The sequence below is a fragment of the Sorangium sp. So ce281 genome (assembly GCF_051527395.1).
Taxonomy (GTDB): domain Bacteria; phylum Myxococcota_A; class Polyangia; order Polyangiales; family Polyangiaceae; genus Sorangium; species Sorangium cellulosum_B.
This window is the reverse complement of the sequence record NZ_CP150322.1, coordinates 6,879,752-6,898,706: the sequence shown is the minus strand read 5'-3', so window position 1 is coordinate 6,898,706 and position 18,955 is coordinate 6,879,752. Positions and strand designations below refer to the sequence as shown.

Here is an 18,955-nt window from a genome sequence, read left to right as displayed (position 1 = left end):
ATCTCCGTGGTGTCGCTGGTCGCCTGCGCACCGCCGCTGCGGATGGGGAAGCGAGGCTTCTGCTGTCAGGCTGGGGTCGCTACCTCGATCTCTTCAAGGAGGCTGTCGGGCAGCTCTTTCGGGTTCTGGAGAAGCGTCGGATGAGGCGGACGGTGTTCAATCCAGATACGGAGATGATGAGACAATGGACACCCGAGGCGCTGCCGCTCTACCACACGACCTTCAGTCACTCGAGGCAACCGCAAGCGAGCGAGCCTTCGCGCAGGGAAAAGCCGCCGGCATCGGCGTCGTCGGTCCAGAAGAACGGCTTGACGCCGCCGCTGCACTCCGCGTCCGGCGCGAGCGCGATGCCTTCGTTGTTGGAGTCCGGCAGCCCGCTGGGGGGCCTGAAACGCCGCTCCAGCACGAAGCGCCCGAGCGCGTCGTCGATACCGAACACGGCGGATTGGTTGTCGCACGTGTCGTCGCAGGATGCCCACAAGCTCCCGGTGTCACGGTCGAGCTCGAGCCCCATCACGCCCGCGAGCGGCGTCGAGAGGCTGGCCACCAAGGTGGCCGCGCCGCTCCCGTGATCCAGCGCGAAGGCGTACACCTTGCCGGTCTCTTCCACGCCCACCAAAAACAGGCCGGCGCCGTGCTCGCCGTAGTCGCTCGGGACGTAAGCTCGGGCCTTGCTCTCGTCGAAGAAGCGGCGCGCCGTGAGCAAGCCGTCAGCCGCCCAGGTGACCGCTTCCAGGCCCGCGTTCGCGTCGACCTCGGGCAAGAGCGCGGTGAGGTTCCACTCGTGAGTCGCGGTCAGCGTCGCTCCGGCGGCCGTCACGTCGTAGCGCAACACGGAGAGCCGGCTCACGGACGGAGCGTCCGTGTCGCGCTCGGCGCACACGTAGACGCCCGCGGCGCTCGTGGCGGCGAGCGTCACTCCCTCCGCGTCGGGGGTGCCCTTGCCGTTCGGGTAACGTAGCCGTTTGCCGGAGGCCCAGCCATTGGACGTGTCCGGCGCGTAGCTCGCTCCGCTCTTCAACAACCGAAACAGCCTGGCGGAGAGGTTGTCGGTCGCCCACAGCACCCCGGGCGCCTCGTAGGTCAGCCCGCTCAGATCGCTCTCGAACGCGTCCTCGCTGTCGAGCGTGCGTACCTCGGCCTTGCCAGGCCACGGCGACAGCTGCGTCGAGCCCGCCGGGCACGCGCCGGCACCGCCCGCCCCCGCGCTCGCACCGCCGGCTCCGGCGCTGTCGGCGGCTCCGGCGGCGCCGCCGGCGTTCGGGCTGCCGGCCACGCCGGTCGAGCTCGCGACAGCCGCAGCGCCGCCGCTCGCTCCCGCGCCACCTGCCGGTGCTGCGCTCCCGCTCGAGCCGCCTGCCGCGGGCGAGGCACCGGCCGCCGACGTACCACCTGCTCCGCCCGACGGCGCTGGCAGAGGCGGCTCGCTCGAGCCGCTGCCGCACGCGGCCAGCCATGCCATCGCGACGACGGTCGCGTGAGACCGGAGGTTCATCGTCCTCTTCCCCTCGACCTTCAACTCTCGCCAGCCGGTCGCCGGCACCAAGCAACGATAGCACTCGAGCGCGCCACGTCACAACGGCCGATATTCGAGCTCCTCCGCGCGAGCGCCAGCGTGGTGTAATATTGCAGAGTCGAGTGAGCTCGTTCGATCCGTCGGGCTTTGTCGGGAAGTTGCCCCGGAGCGGCAGAACAACCGCCAAGCCGCCAAGGACGCCAAGGGGAGAGGAGGAAGGGGCGGTCCGGGCATCCCCCCTATTCCCCGGTTTTCCTGGCGCCCCTGGCGGCTTGGCGGTTCGCTTCCCCGGCCGACTTCCCGCAGTAGATTCCCGCAGTAGAGCTAAGCTGGGGCGGCATGGCATGATGGCCTTCAAGGCAGCTGCGCCATCACCGGCACGCTCGCGGGCGAGCCCGTCGTCGAGGTGACCGGTGATCACGCTCGAGTCGGCGACACGCTGTATCTGCACGTCGGCTGGAGCGTCCTCATCGCCAAGCTCGACCGGCAGGACACCACCGAGACCCTCGTCGCCGGCGCCTGCCTCAGCCGCGGCGGCGAGCTCTACTGCTTCGACGCCGCGAGCGGCGACGCCCACGACATCGCCACCGCCGACATCACCTTCACGAGCGACGGCACCGGCACGGTGACCACCGAGGTGACCGGTCTATCGCCGGGGGTGGACGGCAGCGTCGAGGTCGCGCGCGGCGGCTCGCGGCAGGCTGTGACCGAGACAGCGACGCTGATGGATGAGGGGGCGGGCACCCACGTGGTGACGGCGGTGCGCGTCGCCGAACACGATCAGATCGTCCGCCCCGTCCACGAGCCGAACGACGCGGATCACGCTCACACCGCGCGACGCGGAGCACCGCCGCAACGCACAAAATGGAGGACCGCCCCAGGCAAAGCTTCCACGAGCCACGATCGGCTGTATGCTCTCGCGCATGAAGGACCCGAAGCACCTGCCCCGACCCGAGGGCCAGGCTCATGGCTGGTGAATCCTGCGGCATTTGCGGCGGCGACGGCCGCATCGCCAACTCGTTCTCCGGCACCACCGCCACCTGTCCGGGCTGCCACGGCACCGGCCGGCGCTCGGACGACACCGGCATCCGCGACGTCACCAAGACGAAGCCTTCCCACTTCCGGCAGCCGAACAAGCAGGCGGCCGTCGAGAAGCCGCAGGGACCTGCGTCGCTGGAAGGCGTCCAGCTCGCCAGGGAGGTGAACGCGGCCGCACATCTCTCCAGCGGGACGAAGACCAAGCTCACGCTCGAGATCGTGGAGCATGAGGCCACCCACGGAAAGTGCACCCAGACCTTCATCAAGAAGGTCCGCAAGCAGCTCCGTCCGCCCGGATCGTGAGCGGCGGAAGGCAGCCGCGAGCGCCATGTCCTGCATCTGATGCCGAGATCATTCGGCAGGAATTCCCCTTCTCGGGTGCTGGCTACGCCACGAAACGCCAAGGCGCAGGCGACAGAGAGGATTTCAGCCCTGACTCCTTGAGGCACCCGCCGCCGCGGTGCCCGCTCGGGTCGGCCACCACGACCGCATGGGCGGCGGCGAGATGCCGACCTCGTGGGTCTCGGCCCGCACCACCGAGCGGTTGCTCGGCCGAACGCTTCGTCCAGACCGGCGGCGCCGGCCGGATCTGCTGCTTCGTGGCGCGCTGAGCGGTCAGCAGCGAACCCGTCGGCAAGCACCGCGCTGCTCGTGCCACGCTCACAGGTCGAACAACGTCCCCTGCCGGGTCGGCCGCCTGAACGTCGACTCGCCCTCTCGCTCGATGTACTCGCCGCTGCCGCGCGCCACGTTGAGCCCGAGCCGCTGGCAGTGGACCTCGAACAGCCGCTGGATCGCCGCCCAGCGCGGGCCCGCGCCCTGGAAGCGCGCCCCGAAGGCGGCCTCGTTCATCTTGCCGCCGCGCATCTCCTGGATGCCGCGGCGGACCTTGGCGGCGCGGTCCGGGAAGGCCTCCTCGAGGCGCTCGTCGAAGACCGGGAGCACCTCGCGCGGCAGGCGCAGCGGCATCATGAACGCGCTCTCCGCGCCAGCGGCCCGGGCGCGCTCCAGGAGCTCCGGGACATCGCTGTCGTTCAGGCCGGGGATCATCGGCGACAGCGAGATCCCCGTCGGCACCCCCGCGTCGGAGAGCGCCCGCATCGCCTCGAAGCGCAGCGACGAGCGGCTCGCATACGGCTCCATCTTGCGCGCCACCGCGTCGTCGGCGAACGGGATGCTGAAGTGGACCCGGGCGCGCGCCCGGCGCGAAAGCTCGCCGAGCAACGCGGCGTCGCGCCGCACGAGCGCGCCCTTCGTGATGAGCCCGACCGGGTTCCTGAACGCGAGGCACACCTCGAGGCAGCGGCGGGTGAGCTCGTAGCTCGCCTCGAGCGGCTGGTAGCAATCGACATTGCCCGAGAACACGATCGTGTCTCCCTGCCAGCTCGGCTTGTTGAGCTCCTTCTCGAGCAGCTCGGGCGCATTCGACTTGACCACGATCTTGCGATCGAAATCCGTCCCGGCGCCCCACCCGAGGTACTGGTGCGACGGCCGGGCATAACAGTACGCGCACGCGTGGAGGCAGCCCCGGTACGGGTTGACGCTGAACCGGAAGGGAAGATCGGGGCTGTCGTTCGCGGTCACGATGGAGCGGGCCTGCTCCTCGAAGATCTGCAGCGTCGCCGGGGGCGCCTCTTCGAGGTACTCGACCTGCGTCGACGACCACGGGTTCGGAGGGTTGTTCACGGGGCGCGGCATGGTGCGGAGTACTCCGGGCGAAGAGGCGAGCGCTGCGAGCGCAGTCTAGCGCGTCCCGGCCGGGATGGGAGCGTTTGTTCAGTAGAGCCCGGCGGGCCCGGTCGGGGCGCCAGGGGCGCACCGGTCGTGCCGGCGGGGAGGCCACGGCGGGAAGAGCAGATTGACACGGTGGGGGAGCCCTGCTGGCATGGACGCCCTCAGTCGAGACCGGGAGGGAAAGATGGCCGAGCCGAGACAGCCTGGGTTCGATCTCCGCAGCACGTACCTGCACCTCGCGGACGGGGGGGATGCCCTGCAGATCGAGGTGAAGCCGACGTTCTGGCAAGAGCTCATGTCCGACGATGCGACGGGCGCCGACATCCGGCGGGTCAAGCACGTGGATGGCTGGCTCGTGACGAGGTTTCACATGGCCGAGGACACGCCCCGGTGGGAGATGCACCCGGCCGGGGACGAGATCCTGTACCTCCTCTCGGGCGCGATCGACGTGGTGCTGCAGGACCAGGGCGGCGAGCGGGTCGTCGCGCTGCGCGCGGGGACGGCGTGCACGGTGCCGCAAGGGGTGTGGCACCGGATGATCGTCCACGAGCCGGGGGATTTCGTGGCGATCACGTACGGCAAGGGGACGCAGCACCGAGCGGTGTAGTCGCCCCACGGCGAGCCCGCCGTCCGACATGCCGGGGCCGAGCATCGCCGGGCTGCCGCAGAACGCGGTGAATGGGGGCGGCGCCTGCCGGACTCGTTCACGGCGGGCCGGCCTCAGCACGAGCGGCGAGCATGTTGAAGAGCCGCGCGGCATGCGCGGAAGCGGCGCGCACCTTGTGCGGGTCGACCAGCCCGATCAGCTCGAACGCATGAGACTTCGCATACTTCCCCTTGGTCTTCGAGTCTCTGGTAGCTCGTTCCATCACGTCGTAGAGGTCTCGCTTCGCGACCTGCTCGACGTTCTTCTGCTGGGGGAGCGCGTCCCTTCGAAATCCATTCTTGTAGTATGCCGCGAGTGCTTCGGGGTCAGCGACCAACCAGGCCTCCATCGCCTGGACCATCAAGTGGAGCTGTTCATCGCTCACACCATCCGGCCTGAGCCACTGATCTCCCTCGCGCCTGAGGACGTGATCCCACGTCGAGGTCCCAGGCTTCACGGGCTCCTCACTGTCGACGAGCAGGATGCACAGCGCGTCCGGGTGGCTCTTCAGCCCCCGCTTGAAATCGTCGAATGCCGCATTGCGGCTTCCGCATGTGATGACCTTCGGCCTGGCGCGCTCGCCGAGGACCCTCGCGAACAGCTTGCCGAAGCCTATGCGAAGGGGCTCCTGAGCCCGCCGCGTCTCGCCGCCCCCCTCGACGTAGATGCGTACGGCTACCATCGCGTGCCCCCGAGCTCGCCCTTGCGCCAGAGCTCACCGAGCGAGTACTCCTCCAGCCACGTCGAGAGAGCATCTCGCGTGAGGCGCCGCATGGTCGTCTGCCCTTCGCGGCGCTCGCAGACGATCACGGAGTCCGGCGTGTCGGAGAGCGCATCGACGAGGACATTCGAGTGGGTCGTCACTACGATCTGCGTCCGCTTCGACGCGCCTTCCAGGAGGCGTGCCAGCGTGGGCATCAGGTCTGGATGGAGGCCGAGCTCCGGCTCCTCGATGCAGATGAGCGGCGGCGGCGCTGGATCGAGCAGGATGGCGAGCAGCGCGAGCCATCGGATCGTGCCATCGGAGAGGCGCGTCGCGGGGATGGTCCAGCGCTCTTCTTCGAGGAAGATCTGGACCGTCCCCCCCTCGATCTGCACGGAGAAGTCGACGATACCGTCGAATACCTCGCGCAAGGCATCGATCAGAAGCCGCTTGGTCGGGACATCCCGGCGGAATCGATTCAGTATCAACCCGAGATTCTGTGTATCTTCGCGCAGATGGTCGGTCGGCAAATCGGACGGCTGCGGGCGTCGGGGAGAGGACGCGCGTCCGAAGCCCCAGTCACGGTAGAGCCTGATCTTGCTGTACTGCTCACCGACGAACGAGAGCTCCGGGTACTGGTCGGGATCTTTGCGCTGGGAGAGGATGGACTGCTGGGAGTCGATGTCCTCGCGCCGGAGCTCGCGCTTGCCGGCCTTCACGTTGAGCATCGGGCGCCCATGCTCGTAGCCGAAGTAGAAGTACTGCCTGGTCCTACCGGTCGCCGGCTTCTCATTCTCGATGCGCTCGTCGACGATCTCCAGGCGCGCGCCGACCTCGGTGAAGGAGACCCGGTGGCGCAGGTTCTTGTTCGACTCGGACCTGTAGGCGAGGACGGCCTCCACCTCGGCCTTCGCGCCCGGCTCGCCCCTCCAGATCCACGCGCTCACACCACCGCCGTGCCGCACGGCGGCGAGCAGATCCGTCGGTGCGGCGCGCAAGAAGTCGATGGCCTCGATGAAGTTCGACTTGCCCGAGCCGTTCGGGCCGATGAGGACGTTGAGCCCGCTGAGCTCGATCGGATCAGTGCCCGGCCCGAACGAGAGGAACCGATCCAGCCGCAGGCTCTTGAGGAACATGCGCCGAACTCTACTCGGATCGCCCTCATGGTCGCCAGCGGAGGAGCCGGTCCGGCCTGACCGGACCGCCTGACGCCTGCGCCGCGCCTCAGCCCCGCCCTGCGTGGCGGCGGTGCTCCACCATCAGGCAGCGGTCCTGCACGACCAGGATGCCTGCCTCGACCAGCCGCTCGGCCACCTGGTCGTTCCGGATGCCGCTCTGCAGCCAGACGGCGCGCGGCCGGGCGGCGAGCAGGTCGTCGAGGTGCCCGGCGACGTCCTGGCCCCGCCGGAAGACATCGACGATGTCGATGGGGCCCGGGACGTCGGCCACCCGGCGATAGACCTGCTGGCCGAGGATGGTCTTCACGTCAGGGTAGTAGACAGGGACCGGGATCACCTCCACACCCGCGCCCTGCAGATAGCTGGCCACGTAGAACGCTGGCTGATCCGACTGCGCCTCGGTCTTGATGCCGAGCACGGCGACGCGCCGCGCCGAGCGCACCAGCTCCGCCACCCGGGCCTCGTCGTCGCTTATATCGCGAATGTCGTTCATGGAAGGAGTCTACGCCCCCGGGCGCGGCTCGGCGACGGATCCCCGCGCTCGGGCCGTTGCAGAGTTGTGGCAGACTCGGCCGCGTGAACCTCGACCGGCTCCCGGCGCTCTGGGCCGACCTCATCCGCTCTCCCGCCTCGCTCCCCGTCGCGCTGGCGGCCTCGGCCTCCGTCCTCGCGCTCGGCTTCGTCGTCTACCGCGTGGTCTTCGCCTCGCTCTCGCGCCTCGCGGGCGCCACGCAGACGTCGCTGGACGACCTCCTGGTCCGCCGCATGCGGCTGCCTGCGCGCATGCTCGTCGCGCTGCTCGCGCTGCACGCGTTCATCTCCCTTCGCGGGGGAGAGCTGCCCACGCTCCACAAGGGCGTGCTCCTCCTGGAGCTCACCCTCGCCGCGTACCTCGCCATCGAGATCGCCGAGACCCTGGTCATCGACTACTGGCTCGCCGAGCGCCGGAAGGTGCTGCTCCCGGCGCTGGTGCGGCACCTCCTGCTCACGATCCTCTACCTGGTCGCCGGCCTCTCGATCGTCGGCGCGGTCACCGGGGTCGACCTCGTGCCGCTGCTCGCGACCTCGACCGTCATCACGGTGGTCCTCGGCCTGGCGCTGCAGGACACCCTGGGCAACCTGTTCGCCGGGCTCGCCCTGCACTCCGAGCGCTCGTTCGGCGTCGGGGACTGGATCCTCGTCGACGGGGTCGAGGGGCAGGTGATCTACGTGGGATGGCGCTCCACGCGCCTCCGGACGTTCTCCGGAGACGTGGTGATCCTGCCGAACTCGATCATCGCCAAGGCGCGCGTCCAGAACTTCTGCGCGCCGGACCGGAACTGCGCGCGCAACGTCGAGATGCTCGTCGCGCTCGCCGCCCCGCCCGAGGCCGTGGAGCGCGCCGCCCAGAGCGCTTGCAGCGCGGTGCCCGAGGTGCTGCGCGAGCCCGCGCCCAGGCTCTGGCTCACCGCCGTCACGCCGCTCTTCCAGCGCTACGTCATCAAGTTCTGGATCGCCGACTTCGAGCGCCACGATGTGCTGGAGTCCGACGTCATGAAGGCGTTCTTCCGGGCGTGCCGCGACGAGGGCGTGGCGCTCAGCCCCGCCGCGGCGCAGCCGGCCCTCGCCGTCGAGATACGGCCCCCGGCTGGCGCCCCGGGGCCCGCCGAGGGCGCCGCAGGGCCCGCCGGCGCCGCGGTGCCCGCCGCAGACCCGAGGGCGGCGCCGGCGGTCCTGGCGGCGATCGTCGTCGCGCCGGCCGCCCCGCCGCCGGGCGGCCACGGCTGACCCCGCGCGGGCTCAGCGGCCCGATTTGCCTTGGTGCAGCCGTCCCGCCGCGGTACCCCGGCGGTATGCCTGATCACCAGACCGTCTCTCCCAGCAAGGTCGCGATCGTGGGTGCGGGCAGCGTCGGCGCGACGATCGCCTATGCGTGCCTTCTCCGCGGCGTGGCGAAGCAGATCGCCCTGTTCGACGTGAACCGGGCCAAGGTCGGCGCCGAGGTGCTCGACCTCAACCATGGACTGCAGTTCGTCCCGGTGGCCACGCTCGACGGCAGCGATGACGTCGAGGTCTGCCGCGGGGCGGCCGTGGTCGTGATCACCGCCGGCGCGAAGCAGAAGCCCGGGCAGAGCCGGATGGACCTCGCCACCGCGAACGTCGCGATATGCCGCGAGCTCCTGCCGAGGCTGCAGGCCGTCGCGCCGGGCGCGCTCTACCTGCTCGTCACCAACCCGGTCGACGTGATCACGTATGTCACGCTCAAGCTGACAGGCCTCCCGCCCGCCCGCGTGATCGGCAGCGGCACGGTGCTCGACAGCAGCCGTTTCAGGTTCCTCATCGCGAGGCAGCTCGACGTGGCCGTGCAGAATGTCCACGCGTACATCGCGGGAGAGCACGGGGACAGCGAGGTGCCGCTGTGGAGCAGCGCGAACGTGGCGAACATCCCGCTCGACGCGTGGTCCGTGCCCGGCCACGGCCACCTCGGCGCGACCGAGCGGGCGGAGATCTTCTCCAACGTGAAGAACGCCGCCGCCCAGGTGATCTCCGGCAAGGGCGCGACGAACTACGCTGTCGGCCTCGCGACCGCCAAGATCCTGGAGGCCCTGCTCCGCGACGAGAGCCGCGTGCTGCCCGTCAGCACCCTGCTGAGCGGCTATCGCGGGATCGACGATGTCTGCCTGAGCGTGCCGTGCGTCGTGAACCGGTCCGGCGTCGAGTCACAGCTGCCCATTCCGATGAGCCCCGAGGAGGAGGCCGGCCTCCGGGCCAGCGCGGACACGATCCGCAAGGCGATCCGATCGCTCGGATTCTGAGTTCTGAGGCGACCCCGTGCGGCCGGGCGCCGCGCGACGCCAGCCCGCGCGCGAAGTTGACGCGCGCGCGCCGTTCGGGACACGGCGCCTCGATCGCCACGCGACCCCCCGACTCCGCTGGTCGGCTCGACGCCCAGCAGCGGGAGATCGAGTGGCTGAGACGGGAGCTGGACGTCCGGCCCAAGATCACGCAGAAGCGGTACAAGATCCTGACCCTCGGCGTCAAAGGGACCGGAAAGACGTCGCTCACGGTGGTCGAACGTGGCGAGCCTACCTCCTCTCCTTGGCGCAGGATGTCCGATCTCCCAGCGTGCAGCCGCGCGCATAGGCAGCCGCGGCGCGTGCCTCGTCTTTGCGGACACCAAAGGCTTGTGCGAATTTCGTCAACAAATCGCCGAGGGTGGAGCAGCCTTGCGCAACGCCTCCGTCGCAGACCTTCGTGAAGAGGGTCGCGGCGCGTGCTCCGTCCCTTCTCACCCCGCGACCTAGCACGAACGAATTGCCGAGATTGTAGCAGGCACTGAGCGCGCCACCGTCGCAGGCCTTGGTATGGAGAGCTGCGGCGCCCGCTTCGTTCTTGCGTACACCGCGGCCTTCCATGAACAAGTTGCCGAGAGTGTAGCAGGCTTCGGCATAGCCACCGTCGCAGGCTTTGGTGAAGAGGGCCGCGGCGCGCGCCTCGTCCTTGCTCACCCCGCTTCCATCCAGGAAGGCGATACCGAGGTTGTGGCAGCCTCGAACCACGGCCCCGTCGCAGGCTTTGGTGAAGAGGGCCGCGGCGCGCGCCTCGTCCTTGCTCACCCCGCGGCCGCTCCGGTGTGCGTTGCCGAGATTGAAGCAGCCTTCGGCATAGCCCCCATCGCAGGCCTTGGCGTAGAGGGTGGCCACTTCGGTCTTGCTTACCCCGTTGTTCTTCTCGAGCAGAATGCCTAGGTTGAAGCAGCCCCTGGCGGCGCCCCCGTCGCAGGCCTGGGTATAGAGGGTCGCGGCGCGCTCTAGGTCCTTGCTCACCCCGCGGCCTTCTGCGAACAGAACGCCCAGGTTGAAGCAGCCCTCCGCATGGCTCCCGTCGCAGGCTTTGGTGTTGAGGGCCGCGGCGCGCGCCTCGTCTTTGCTTACCCCGCGGCCTTCCGCGAACAGAACGCCTAGCTCGAAGCAGCTCTCTGCGTAGCCCGCGTCACAGGCTTTGATGAAGAGGGCCGCGGCGCGCGCCTCGTCCTTGCTCACCCCGCTTCCCATCAGGAAGCTGATACCGAGGTTGTGGCAGCCTCGGACCTCGCCCCCGTCGCAGGCTTTGGTGAAGAGGGCCGCGGCGCGCGTCTCGTCCTTGCTCACGCCGAGACCCAGGCGGAACGTGTGCCCGAGGAGCAGGCAGCCCTTGCCACTACCCTCGTCGCAAGCCTTGGTGAGTAGGGCGGCCCCCTGCGCTTCGTCCTTGTTCACACCCAGGCCTAGCTGGAATGCCATGCCGAGCATAGCGCATCCCTCGGCATGGCCGCGGTCGCAGGCTTTGGTGAAGAGGGCCGCGGCACGCGCCTCGTCCTTGCTTACACCGCGGCCATGCCCGAACAGCTCGCCTAGATTGAAGCAGCTGTTTGCGTCGCCGTCGTCGCAAGCTCTCGTGTATCTAGCTGTTTCGTCCTCTACGCCGAGCCCAGTGGGCATGGGTGCGCTCGGAGCGCGCGGTGCGCTCGGAGCGGTGGGCGTGCTCGAAGCGATGGACGTGCTCGTAGGGCCCTGTGCTGGCACACAGGCTGTGAACAGCAGGCCCATCACAGACCATATGGGCACCAATGATGTTGATGCCATCTTGCTGCTTTCTCGCCTCGGCGCTCCCATATCCATCCGCCCTGCGCTGGATCGTTCCGAAGCGGACCCATCCCGCAGTGCCGCCGTCCTCGCTGTGATCGCGGCGTCCTCGCACAGCATTGTATGTGTGGTCATGGAATGAGACCATCTTCGTCGGGTGTGGCCAAAACAAGGGCCTTCTGCCTCGGTGGATCCGCGCGGGGAGGACCCCAAGAGAAGCAGGCTTTGGGCAGGTTGACGTCGCTCTCGACCCCCTCGAGACCCGCGCAAGCCGGCCCGATCATCGCATCCTGCTCCCCCGTACGGCGCGACAAGCTGCCTCTCTCTCCCTCGGTTTGGGCCGCTAGGCACAGGAAAGCAAACCTCACCCGCCAGCCGTCCCCTGGTCCGACTCCCCCCACGCCACCATGACCGCGCTCGTGTTGTAGAAGCCCTCGACGCTCCCCCCGAACTTCGCGATCTGCCCGTAACACGCCATCCCGAACATCGGGTTCGACGCCGCGTTCGGCGAGAGAAACGCCCGCACCTCCTCGCGGTACCGCTCCCCCAGCATCCGGAACCGCGCCGCGCAGTCGAACACCAGCGAGCCGGCCACCCCGGGCAGCGGCCCCAGCACCTTCGTCGACAGGCTCTTCGCCGCCTGGAGCACCGCGTCGGTCGCCGCGTTCACGACGCGCACCACCTGCCCGCGCGCCAGCCCCCCGGTCAGCACCACCGCGCCGTCCCCCCGGATCGCGATCGGCGACCTGATCTTCAGCGACTCGCCGAACGGCGTCTTCGCCCCGAGCGCGTGCTTCGCCATCGTCTGGAGCAGCCCCTCGCCGCTCGACCGGAAGCCGAGCCGCGAGAGCTCCTCCTCGTACACCCGCGCCGCCGGCTGCCCGTCCAGCGTCCTGAGCACGTTCCGCTCGATGTCCGTGATCGTGAAATCCCGCCCGCCCTCGGCGGCGCGGAACCCGTGCACCACGTCGATGTTCACCCGCTGCCGGTGCGTCAGCCGCACGAGGACCGCCGCGTCCGTCAGCACCTTGCGGCCGAGGAACACCCGCGCCCCCTCGAACGTCCACCCGTCGCCCGCCGTCCCGCCGAAGACGCGCGTGTGCGGCGGCACGCCCTGGCGGAGCGCGGCCACCAGATCGTCGCCGTCGCACGCGAACGCGTCCGCCAGCACCAGGATCGAGCTCGTCGCCCCGCTCCGCCCGCTGCCGCTCGAGACGGCCTCGTCCATGTCGCTCAGCGCCGCCCTGATGCTCTTGGCGTGATCCGAGCGCAGCTCGCGCGCCGCCGTGCACGCCACCTCGACGTTCGCTCCCCCGAGGAACGCGCACGTCACCCCGCTCCTGCTGAAGCCGCGCTCCGTGAACGACACCCCGCCGGTCGTGGCTCCGACCACCGGAACGCCCGTCGCGTCCTCGACCGCGGCGAGGTACTCCTCGTGCTTCGTCCCGCTCGGCATGGCCACGATCGCGAGCCGCGCGGGCTCCTTCCACTCCGCGACCGTTCGCTCGATCTTCCGGCCGAGCAGCCACGCGTTCCCGTCAAAGGGTCCGAGGGTCATCATCTTCATGCGCTGAAGCTCCTGCGTGCCCGGCGCCGGAGCGCGGGCTTCGGATCCAGGCCATCACCGACGAACCGCGTCGTGACGGTGATATCACGCACGAGGGAGGCCGCTCTACTCCTCATGGAGAGGCGCATGGAGACGCGCCCGCCGCCGGAGGGGCGCCCGCCGCCCGCGGCTGCTCGCTCGGGTGACGAGCATTGCGCAGCATCGGCTCAGCTCGGGTGCTGTGTTCGGGCCGCATACCTCCGCGCCGGAGCACCGCGCCCCGCTCTGCGCCCTGCGCGCGCGAGCGCGGCGTCGCGTCGGCGTCACCACGCGAGCGCGTGAGCGCCAGCTCTGCGTGCCCGCTCACATGCCGAGCAGCATCGGCTCCCGCTGCCGCACGAACCCCTCCACGAGCTGCCGCTGCTCGCCCGAGAGCCGCACGAAGCGCGCCCCGAACCCAGGCGGGCCCTCCTGCTCTGTCTCGCGCGTCCATTCGACCACCCCCACCGCGTCGATCTCGCCGCCCTCCGCGAACGGGATCTTGAGCGCCACCGTCGTCCCGCGCGCCGGCGGCGGCCGGAAGGTCGGCACGAAGATGCCGCCGTGGTCGACGACGTCGGCCGCGGGCGCCGTCCGGTAGAAGTTCGCCGGCGACGCCGCCCCGACCCGCGCCTCGAAGCGCGGCGGCGGCGGCTGGCTCTGCGGGCGCGCCGCCGCGCGGACCTTCTCGTCGAGCGACCGGAGCCCCTGCGCGAGCTCCGAGACCTGCGCCTCGATCGCCCGGATGCCGAACGCGCTCTGCGTCGTCGCCTTCGCGAGCGGCGCCACGAGCCGCTCCACCAGCGAGAGGTGGTGCCCCACGAACTCCGACACCGAGCGATCCGTCTCGACCTTCACGTCGACCCGCGGCTGCGCCGCCCCCTTGAGCGCCGCGGAGAGCCGCTCCATCTCGGGCGCGAGCCACTGCTTCATCTCCCGCGCCCGCGCGTCCCCCGCCTGCGCCACCGCGGCCGCCTTCCCGATCGCGCCGCGGATGCCCTCCAGCTGCTCGCCCAGCATCGACAGCGTGCCGGTCACGCGCACGACCGGGTCGTCCTCCTTGCCGCCCATGCGCTTGATCCGCACGAAGCCCTTCTTGATCTCGTCCCACCGCGCCGCCTGCTCCGGCGTCATCCGGCCGCGCAGCTCGGCGAGCTTGAGGAGGTTCTGCTCGGCGCCCGTCGTCAGCGTCTGCGACTCGCTCACGTAGTGATCGTCGATGAGCCGGTCGACCTCCTCGAGCGTGTGCGCGGCCACGACCTTCTCGGCCAGCTTGTTCATGTTCCGGTAGCTGCCCTGCAGCTTGAACGGCGGCTCCGTCCGGAAGGCGTCGTCCTGCGACGCGCTCCGGATGTACTCGAGGTTCACGGACAGGAGCACCTTCTGCACCCGGAAGAGCCGCTCGAACACGGCGACCATCTCCGAGACCTCCGCCGCGGAGTAGGCGTGCTCGAGCTCCGACGCGGCGATGGATTCGCCCTGCGCCATCCGGATGAGCTTGTGCGTGTCGCCCGGCGCCCGCCCGGAGAGCGGCGCGAGCGTCGGGTTCGACGTGAGCGCGTTCTCCAGGTAGCTCAGCGCGAACAGCGCCTCCTTGCCGTCGAGGACGTCGCCGAGGTTGTACGTGTCGGCCCGGTTCGACAGCATGTCGGGGATCTGGAACCGCGCGCCCGACTCCGTGTACGGGTTGCCCGCCATCACCACGCAGAACTTCTTGCCGCGCAGGTCGTACGTCCTCGTCCGGCCCCGCCACACGCCCTCGATCCGGCGCTGCCCGTCGCAGAGCGAGATGAACTTCTGGAGCAGCTCCGTGTTCGTGTGCTGGATGTCGTCCAGGTACAGCATCACGTTGTTGCCCATCTCGAACGCCAGGTTGATCTTCTCGACCTCCTGGCGCGCCGTCGCGTTCGGGGCCTCGGCCGGGTCGAGCGACGTCACCTCGTGGCCGAGCGACGGCCCGTTCACCTTCATGAACACGAGGCCGAGCTTGCTCGCGACGTACTCCATCAGCGTCGTCTTGCCGTAGCCCGGCGGCGAGATGAGCAGCAGCATGCCCATCAGGTCGGTGCGCTTCACGTCGCCCGCGGCGCCGAGCTGCTTCGCCAGGTTCGCGCCGACGAGGGGCAGGTACACCTCGTCGATGAGCCGGTTGCGCACGAACGACGTGAGCACCCGCGGCGCGAACTCCTCGAGGCGCAGCCGCTTCCGCTCCCGCTCCGCGATCTCGCTCCGCACCTTCCTGTAGGCGCGGTAGCGCGGCGCCCTCTCGTGCAGGAAGTCCTCGATCCTGCTCAGGAATTCGTCGAGCCGGAGCGCGATCGCGCGCTCCTTGATGCGCGGGTGCTGCCCGAGCAGCCCCTCGACGCGCGCCTCGGTGACGGCCCCGCTCGGCTCCCGCTCGATGTGCCGCTCCGTCACGACGACGACCGCTGCTTCCAGCGCGAGATGCTTGAGCGCAGGGTTGCTCGCGGCGAATCCGCGCAGCCACGCGAGCGCGAGCTCCAGCCGCTCGGCCGGGTGCTTCTCGAGCTGCCGCAGGTCCTCCTCGAACGCCGCCCGGCCCCCCTCGAGGTCGAGGCGCGCGAGCAGCGCGTCGCGCAGCGCGAGCGCCGCGTCGCTCGTCACGAACCGGGGGCGCTCCGCCGCGAGCTCCTCCACGAGGTACCGCGCCGCCACGCGCACGTCCGCCGCGCTCGCCTCGAGCCTGTGCGCCGCCGCCGCCGCGGCCACGCCCTGCGCGAGCTCGGCCGCGAGCGCCGCCCGCGCCTCGCTCTCGCCGAGCTGCGCCGCGAGCCGGCCGAGGCTCCGCGACCGCCGGTGCGCGAGGTCCCGGGCGCGCGCGTCGAGCCCCGCCCAGGTCAGGCAGGCGAGGGCCCGCGGCGCGCTCCCGAAGCGCAGGAGCCCCGCCGTGGACCGCAGCGCGAGCAGCTTCTCCAGGATCAGCGCCGCGTCCGCGTCGTGGACGCCGCGCTCGTAGCCCTCGTCGTGCCGGCCCTCCGCGTACGCGCGCACCGCGCCGAGCAGCCCGCCCGGGCCGAGCGACGCCTCGCGCAGCCGCTCGATCGACAGTCCGCAGAGCCCGCCCCGCCCCGCCTCCGCGTCCGCGAGCATCGAGCCCGCGAGGAGCTCGCCCCGGTAGACCTCGGGGGTCTCGCTCGCGAGCTCCTGGCCCCAGAGATCGCGCGCGCTCTCGAGCGCCGGGTCCTCGATCGGCTCGAAGAAGTCGGTCCCGGTGAGGTGCAGCGCGAGCCCGTCGCCGCGCGGGACCAGCGTGAGCTCCAGGGCCTGCGTGCTCACGTTGAAGCGGTGGCGGCCCAGCTTGATGACGTCGCCGCCGCCCTCGAACAGGTCCTCGCGGTCGCGCAGCGCCCGGAGCGCGTCCTGCCGCGCCGACTTGAGCCGCGCCTCGACCTCGTCCCCCTTCACGCTGTCGCCGAGCGCGTGGAGATCGGCCGCGAGATCGCGGAGCTTCGCGACCATGGCGTCGGACGCGAAGTACGTGTTGAGCTCGTCCACGCCCGGGAAGGTGCGCGCCCGCCGCGCCACCCCCTGGACGATCCGGTCCGCCGCGGCGACGAGGTTCGAGACGCGCCGCTGCCGCTCGTCGAGCAGCGCCTGTCGACGCGCCGCGATCGCGTCGTTCACCTCCTCGCGCTTGGCCGCGAGCTCGCCCAAAAATTCGTCGAACTCGCCGAACTTCCCCTCGAGCTCCTCGAGCTGGACGAGCAGCTTCGACAGCTCGGCGTCGCAGCGCTCGGGCGTGTCGCACACCGCGATCGCGCTCGAGACGCTCTGGCCGAACACCTTGAACTGCGCGCCGAACTCGGCGCGCCCCTCCGCGCCCCGCAGGTCCCTGCCGCGGGCGCTCAGCGTCGCGCGCGCGCGGTTCAGCTGCGCGTAGACCTCGCTGATCCCCTCCAGGATCCGGGTCCGCGCCGTGGGGTCGTCGACCTTGAGGCTCGCCACGATCTCGGCGAGGACCGAGAGCCCCTCGTTCACGGCGTCGAGATCGGCGGCGAACGGCGCGAGCTCGGGCGACTTCGCGACGGCCTCGATCTTCGCGATGAGGCCCGCGAGCCGGTCGGCCAGCGGGCGGAACGCCTGCTCGCCGAGGAGGAACGTCACGCACGCCTGGCTCACCTCGTCGGCGCGCGCGACGATCTCGGCCTCGAGCGCGTCGACGCGGCCGAGGTCCATGTACTTGAGCTCGCGGAGCGTGATGAGGTGCCCCCGCTGCCGCCGCAGCGCGGTCAGGGCCTTCAGGAACGCGTCGACGCTCGCCGCGTCCTCGGGCCGCACCCCGGAGAGCAGCTGCCGCTGCGCCGCCTCGGCCTCGGCGAGCGCGGCCGCGGCGCGCGCCTTGATGCCCTCGACCTTCTCGAACTCGTCGACGATGCTCTCGGAGACGCCCCGGAGCTCGTTCACGACGGACAGGAGATTGCCCGCCTCGGCGTGCCCGAGCCAGTAGTAGGCGTCGGTCATCCGCTCGGCGGTCCTGATGAGATCCTCGTACGTCTGCCGGGTCGGCGACCCGTCCAGCGCCGCGCGCCGCATGCTGAGCGCGTCGGAGATCCCCCGCACGAGGTCGGCGTTGCCCACCTTCGCGAGGTACGAGCCGTCGGTCGGCGCAGACGCCGCGAACTCCGCGGTCATGAACGGCGTCTGCCAGATCTGCATCGGGTGGACGCGGGTCGCCTCGTCGCTCGACGCCCGGAAGATCACCATCTTGCCGTCGTCGAAGAGGCTGTACCCGTGGCACTGGATCGGCGTCGCGATCTCCTTGCGGATCAGGTTGTACGGGAAGAGCACGTACCGCCCGTCCACGACCTGGTGGAACACGTAGAGCACGTCTTCCCCGTTCGGAGAGCGGACGACCCGCTCGAAGACGAGGCTCTCGGTGCTGCCCTCGAAGCGCTTCGTCTCGCCGGTGATGAGGTAGTAGCCGTTCGGGAAGACGATGCCCTGGTCCTCGGGGAGGCTCAGGCAGGCGAGGCCGATCGCGTCGATGCGCGTGACCTTCCGGGTGCGGCCGTTGTAGACGAGGTAGCGGTACGAGGGCTCCCGGAACGGCTTGATCTTGAGCAGGATGAGCGGCCCGAGCCGGGCGTACTGGATGTCGGCGTCGTCGAGCGCCTGGCCCGCGTCGTCGACCGGCTCGCGGTAGATGCCGAGCCCCGTGGTCGTGTTGTTCTCGATCTTGACCGTGAGATCGCCGCCGACCGTCTCGACGAAGATCTCGCCGAGGATCGCGACGTGCGGGTGCTTCCCCTGCACGTGGTCGTCGCGCGTGGTCTGGGTCCAGGCGAAGTCGTGGGCGCGCGGCCGGACGTTGTCCTCGTCGCCGCGCGCGTCGAGGTACCGGATGCGCCCGGTCGCGTCGATGCTCCACCGGAACACCTTCACGTCGCGCTCGGTCGCGCCGACCTGGAAGATGGCGAGCAGCCGCGTCTCGCCGCTGCGCCGCAGCTGGAGCAGCCGGGGCTCCTTGACGTAGCGGTGGAGGTCCTTGAACTCCTTGACGAAGCTGGGGTCGCCGAGGAACGCCTCGCCCTCGTCGAGCGGCACGTGGGTCAGGTCGAAGGCGCCGCCGTCCTTCGCGAAGCGGTGGAGGCTGAAGACGTCGCCGACGTCGACCTCCTTCAGCCCCATGAACACGAGGTAACCGACGAGCAGCTTGCCCCGGATGCTCACGATGTCGCGCGGCACGCAGTTGTTCTCGGTCCTGACGCGGGCGTTCTCCAGGAGCGCGAGGTCCGTGCCGCCGAACACCTCTTTTCGCCGCGCGTTGAGCGCCTCGGCGCGGCGGGCGAGCTCCTCGGCGCGCTCGACGAGCCGCCGCCGGATGACCTCGTAATTGCCCCCGTCCAGCGGCTCCGCCGCCTGCGGCGGGGACGCCCCCGCCGCTCGGGCCGCGCCGTCCAAGGCCCCTGTCGACACCATGCATGCTCCCT

The 18,955-nt window shown here is 70.2% G+C and carries 13 protein-coding genes; 4 read left to right on the top strand and 9 right to left on the bottom strand.

Translation table 11 applies throughout. The features are described from left to right. Positions 1 to 226: 226 nt before the first annotated feature. Both WMF27_RS26095 and WMF27_RS26090 read right to left on the bottom strand, forming a co-directional pair. On the bottom strand, positions 227 to 1,495 hold the full coding sequence (locus WMF27_RS26095) for a lamin tail domain-containing protein (RefSeq protein WP_437766167.1): 1,269 nt from the start codon (positions 1,493 to 1,495) through the stop codon (positions 227 to 229). 564 nt (positions 1,496 to 2,059) lie between these two features. Further along, on the bottom strand, positions 2,060 to 2,260 hold the full coding sequence (locus tag WMF27_RS26090; protein ID WP_437766168.1) for a hypothetical protein: 201 nt from the start codon (positions 2,258 to 2,260) through the stop codon (positions 2,060 to 2,062). 222 nt (positions 2,261 to 2,482) lie between these two features. Here WMF27_RS26090 and WMF27_RS26085 point away from each other — a divergent pair, with 222 nt between their 5' ends. After that, positions 2,483 to 2,857, top strand: coding sequence for a molecular chaperone DnaJ (locus WMF27_RS26085; RefSeq protein WP_437766169.1), 375 nt, complete (start codon positions 2,483 to 2,485; stop codon positions 2,855 to 2,857). 357 nt (positions 2,858 to 3,214) lie between these two features. On the opposite strand, the gene WMF27_RS26080 is transcribed toward WMF27_RS26085, so the two are convergent. After that, entirely contained in the window at positions 3,215 to 4,252 is a 1,038-nt protein-coding gene (locus WMF27_RS26080; RefSeq protein WP_437766170.1) for a PA0069 family radical SAM protein, read from the bottom strand. Between the two features lie 220 nt (positions 4,253 to 4,472). On the opposite strand from WMF27_RS26080, the gene WMF27_RS26075 reads away from it, so the two are divergent. After that, positions 4,473 to 4,895 carry a cupin domain-containing protein gene (locus WMF27_RS26075; RefSeq protein WP_437766171.1) on the top strand — a complete coding sequence of 141 codons (423 nt, stop codon included), beginning with the start codon at positions 4,473 to 4,475 and terminating at the stop codon, positions 4,893 to 4,895. A gap of 97 nt (positions 4,896 to 4,992) precedes the next feature. On the opposite strand, the gene WMF27_RS26070 is transcribed toward WMF27_RS26075, so the two are convergent. The 3 genes from WMF27_RS26070 to WMF27_RS26060 form a co-directional block, all read right to left on the bottom strand. Then, positions 4,993 to 5,616, bottom strand: coding sequence for a DUF4276 family protein (locus tag WMF27_RS26070; protein ID WP_437766172.1), 624 nt, complete (start codon positions 5,614 to 5,616; stop codon positions 4,993 to 4,995). Further along, positions 5,610 to 6,773 (bottom strand): AAA family ATPase, encoded by a 1,164-nt coding sequence (locus WMF27_RS26065; RefSeq protein ID WP_437766173.1) that lies wholly within the window; start codon positions 6,771 to 6,773, stop codon positions 5,610 to 5,612. The genes WMF27_RS26070 and WMF27_RS26065 overlap by 7 nt, the downstream gene beginning before the upstream one ends. Before the next feature lie 88 nt (positions 6,774 to 6,861). Further along, positions 6,862 to 7,308, bottom strand: a complete 447-nt coding sequence (locus WMF27_RS26060; protein WP_437766174.1) for a CoA-binding protein — start codon at positions 7,306 to 7,308, stop codon at positions 6,862 to 6,864. Positions 7,309 to 7,391: 83 nt separating this feature from the next. Between WMF27_RS26060 and WMF27_RS26055 the strand changes: the two genes are divergently transcribed. Together WMF27_RS26055 and WMF27_RS26050 are read left to right on the top strand one after the other, a co-directional pair. After that, a complete protein-coding gene (locus WMF27_RS26055; protein WP_437766175.1) occupies positions 7,392 to 8,582 on the top strand; it encodes a mechanosensitive ion channel family protein in 1,191 nt (396 codons plus the stop codon). Between the two features lie 65 nt (positions 8,583 to 8,647). Further along, complete coding sequence (locus WMF27_RS26050) at positions 8,648 to 9,610, top strand: L-lactate dehydrogenase (RefSeq protein WP_437943058.1); 963 nt, start codon at positions 8,648 to 8,650, stop codon at positions 9,608 to 9,610. Between the two features lie 270 nt (positions 9,611 to 9,880). Here the strand turns inward: WMF27_RS26050 and WMF27_RS26045 are convergent, their stop codons facing one another. The 3 genes from WMF27_RS26045 to WMF27_RS26035 all read right to left on the bottom strand — a co-directional run bounded on the left by WMF27_RS26045 (position 9,881) and on the right by WMF27_RS26035 (position 18,944). Continuing rightward, a complete protein-coding gene (locus tag WMF27_RS26045; RefSeq protein WP_437766177.1) occupies positions 9,881 to 11,275 on the bottom strand; it encodes a tetratricopeptide repeat protein in 1,395 nt (464 codons plus the stop codon). A gap of 508 nt (positions 11,276 to 11,783) precedes the next feature. Further along, positions 11,784 to 12,986: an FIST signal transduction protein gene (locus WMF27_RS26040; RefSeq protein WP_437766178.1), complete on the bottom strand. Its 1,203-nt coding sequence runs from the start codon at positions 12,984 to 12,986 to the stop codon at positions 11,784 to 11,786. A 342-nt stretch (positions 12,987 to 13,328) separates the two neighbouring features. Next, a complete protein-coding gene (locus WMF27_RS26035; protein WP_437766179.1) occupies positions 13,329 to 18,944 on the bottom strand; it encodes a DNA repair ATPase in 5,616 nt (1,871 codons plus the stop codon). Between the last annotated feature and the right edge of the window lie 11 nt (positions 18,945 to 18,955).

Coding starts and splice junctions, on each gene's coding strand:
- WMF27_RS26095 (WP_437766167.1), bottom strand. CDS start 1,495: ATGAACCTCCGGTCTCACGCGACCGTCGTCGCGATGGCATGGCTGGCC.
- WMF27_RS26085 (WP_437766169.1), top strand. CDS start 2,483: ATGGCTGGTGAATCCTGCGGCATTTGCGGCGGCGACGGCCGCATCGCC.
- WMF27_RS26080 (WP_437766170.1), bottom strand. CDS start 4,252: ATGCCGCGCCCCGTGAACAACCCTCCGAACCCGTGGTCGTCGACGCAG.
- WMF27_RS26075 (WP_437766171.1), top strand. CDS start 4,473: ATGGCCGAGCCGAGACAGCCTGGGTTCGATCTCCGCAGCACGTACCTG.
- WMF27_RS26070 (WP_437766172.1), bottom strand. CDS start 5,616: ATGGTAGCCGTACGCATCTACGTCGAGGGGGGCGGCGAGACGCGGCGG.
- WMF27_RS26065 (WP_437766173.1), bottom strand. CDS start 6,773: ATGTTCCTCAAGAGCCTGCGGCTGGATCGGTTCCTCTCGTTCGGGCCG.
- WMF27_RS26060 (WP_437766174.1), bottom strand. CDS start 7,308: ATGAACGACATTCGCGATATAAGCGACGACGAGGCCCGGGTGGCGGAG.
- WMF27_RS26050 (WP_437943058.1), top strand. CDS start 8,648: ATGCCTGATCACCAGACCGTCTCTCCCAGCAAGGTCGCGATCGTGGGT.
- WMF27_RS26045 (WP_437766177.1), bottom strand. CDS start 11,275: ATGCCCACTGGGCTCGGCGTAGAGGACGAAACAGCTAGATACACGAGA.
- WMF27_RS26040 (WP_437766178.1), bottom strand. CDS start 12,986: ATGAAGATGATGACCCTCGGACCCTTTGACGGGAACGCGTGGCTGCTC.
- WMF27_RS26035 (WP_437766179.1), bottom strand. CDS start 18,944: ATGGTGTCGACAGGGGCCTTGGACGGCGCGGCCCGAGCGGCGGGGGCG.